Genomic DNA, 2604 nt, shown 5'->3' on the forward strand with positions numbered 1-2604 from the left:
GGGCGTAGGTGCTCAGTGTGCTGAGTCCGTACTGGCCGATGATGAAAGCCATGGCTCCAAATGCGCCGATGGGCGCCACTTTCATGATCCAGGACATGATCTTGAAGATCAGTTCGAGGACCGTTTCCATCAGGCTGATGACCGGCATGCAGCGCTGGCGGCCGATGACCACGATGGCCGCGCCGAAGAATACGGAGAAGAACAGCACCTGCAGGAGGCTGTTGCTGGCAAAAGCCCCGATCACGCTGGCTGGAATGACATCCAAAATAAAGGCCGCGGCATCCTTCGGTGCGGCCGAGCCGGTCTTTGCATCCAGGTCAGCCTGGGACAGCGTGGACGGATCAATGTTCAGGCCGGCACCGGGTTGGACGATGTTGCCCACCACCAGGCCGAAAACCAGTGCGAACAATGTTGCTGCCGTGAAATAGACAAGGGCTTTGACCCCTACCCTTCCAACCGCCTGCACGTCGCCAACGGCTGAAATTCCGGTGACGATCACCAGGAAGATCAGCGGCGCGATGATCATCTTGATCAGTTTGATGAAGCCATCTCCGAGCGGCCTCAGTTGGGATCCGAGGTCCGGCCAGAAATGCCCGATGAGGACACCTGCCACGACGGCGATCAGAATCTGGAAGAAGAGCGACTTATACAGCGGCTTCCTCTTCGCGGGCACCGAACTCGCCTTCAGTGCCTCGGGGTTGGGGATCTTCATTGACCTTTACCTATCCAAATGGGGGACGCCCCGGATGCTGGGGCCTTATGCCAAAAGTAACCCCGGTCACTTAATTCCGCAAGGGGAAATTGAGTTTCCACATTATGAAAGTCTTGTTTCCGTGTAAGTCGGCGAAAAACGCGATTGTGACCGGGCGCAGCCTCTATTACGCCTGCAGGGCTGACCACCAGGAACAGGACGGTGGGCTGTGTGCTCGCTGGAGACGGAGGAGCCAGGGGCGCTTCCTGTTGGCGGGAGGAAACACATCGTAGGCTGGAGTCTTGACCGTGGTGGTCGTCCCGGACCACGTGAGGACCACGAAACTAAGGTGAAAGGCAGGAGCATGACCACTTCGAATGAGGAGCCCCGGAACGCCGCCGACCTTCGCGGGCCGGGTGACCCGGACGAAGCTGAGCAGGTGACCCAGGCGCCGCAGAGCGGCCAGCACCCGGAACTGCCAGGGGCCAGCAACATCCGCGAGGAGCAGCAGGGGCATGCAGCCGGGACTGTTCCGGCGTCGTACTCCGGAAGTGGCGAACCGCCGCAGGAACACAAGCCCGAGGAAGCCCTGCAGGAACCGGGAACCTGGGACGACGAAGTCTGACGTGATAACCCGCGTCGATGTGGATGAGGCGGCACGGCGGACGGCAGGCCTCACCCGGCTGACACCTGTCCTGCAGGCTGACCCGGGTGCTTTCCGGGGCGACGTGTGGTTCAAGTGCGAATTTCTGCAGCACACCGGCACGTTCAAGGCCCGTGGCGCGCTGAACCGCCTCCTTGCCAGCAAAGAACGCGGAGAGCTGAAGCAGGACGTGGGTGTGGTGGTGGCTTCCGGCGGCAACGCCGGGCTGGCCAACGCGTACGCGGCAGCCCAAGTGGGAGTGCCGGCAACCGTTTTTGTCCCCGCTGCCGCTCCGGCTGTGAAAGTGCGGAAGCTCGAAGCGATCGGAGCCACGGTGATCCAGGCTGGAGCCGAATACGCCATTGCGTACCAGTCCGCTGTGGCGCACGCCCAGGAAACGGGTGCTGTTTACTGCCACGCCTACGACCAGCCGGAAATTGCAGCTGGCGCCGGAACCGTGGGGACAGAACTGCTGGAGCAGATTGCAGGGGTGGACACCGTATTGGTAGCGGTGGGCGGCGGCGGATTGATGGCCGGGATCGCTGCCGCAGTGGAAGGCCATGCGAAGGTGGTGGGCGTTGAGCCCGAAAACGCGCCGACGCTCCATGCCGCACTTGCCGCCCGGGAACCTGTTGACGTGGCGGTATCCGGTGTCGCTGCCGATTCCCTGGGTGCCCGACGCATCGGTGACATCGGCTTCTCCGTCGCGGTCCGCGCCGGCGTCGCCAGCGTCCTGGTGTCCGACGCCGCCATCGTCACCGCACGTTCGCTGCTGTGGAACGACTACCGCATCATGGTGGAACACGGAGCTGCCGCCGCCTACGCTGCCCTGACCTCGGTTGGTTATAAGCCAAAGCCGGGGGAGCGCGTCGCGGTGGTTTTATGCGGGGCAAATACGGACCCGGCCACCTCTTAGGGAGGGCGGCCGGGCCCGGTCATCGTGTAGGGCTTAGCTGCAGAACTGGCTGTAGGTGCTGCCAGCCTGCTCGTAGCCCGCCTGGAGCTCGGAAAGCTTGGCCTCGTCCGGTGTTTCCTTTGCCTGCTCGTCCGTGTATTCAAGGATTGACTCGAGGGCGGGCTTGAGGTCATTCGAGGCAACCGCATGGATGGGGCGGATCTGGTTGGCCAGGCGGTTCATGCCCGTCTTGCCGGCGTTGTTCGCGGGGTTGGATACAACGCTCTGGATCCGCTCGCAGGTTTCCGCGGTGGAGAGCTGGTTGGAAGCGGTGCAGGCTGTGGCGGAAACAACGAGTCCGGCAGCAAGCAGGGC

General features: G+C 62.8%; 4 protein-coding genes. 2 read left to right on the forward strand and 2 right to left on the reverse strand.

Annotated elements, in window-relative coordinates; translation table 11 throughout:
* The coding region (locus AC5RWX_RS32195) for a cation:dicarboxylate symporter family transporter (RefSeq protein ID WP_494100241.1) at positions 1–712 on the reverse strand (712 nt) is incomplete at its 3' end.
* 343 nt (positions 713–1055) lie between these two features.
* Between AC5RWX_RS32195 and AC5RWX_RS32200 the strand changes: the two genes are divergently transcribed.
* Both AC5RWX_RS32200 and AC5RWX_RS32205 read left to right on the forward strand, forming a co-directional pair.
* Positions 1056–1316, forward strand: a complete 261-nt coding sequence (locus tag AC5RWX_RS32200; protein ID WP_494100242.1) for a hypothetical protein — start codon at positions 1056–1058, stop codon at positions 1314–1316.
* Between the two features lies 1 nt (position 1317).
* A complete protein-coding gene (locus AC5RWX_RS32205) occupies positions 1318–2250 on the forward strand; it encodes a threonine/serine dehydratase (RefSeq protein WP_494100243.1) in 933 nt (310 codons plus the stop codon).
* 33 nt (positions 2251–2283) lie between these two features.
* Here the strand turns inward: AC5RWX_RS32205 and AC5RWX_RS32210 are convergent.
* Positions 2284–2604, reverse strand: a 321-nt coding sequence (locus AC5RWX_RS32210; RefSeq protein ID WP_494100244.1) for a hypothetical protein, incomplete at its 5' end; no start/stop codon positions are given.

It is taken from the genome of Arthrobacter sp. SPT-J7, from assembly GCF_059089965.1.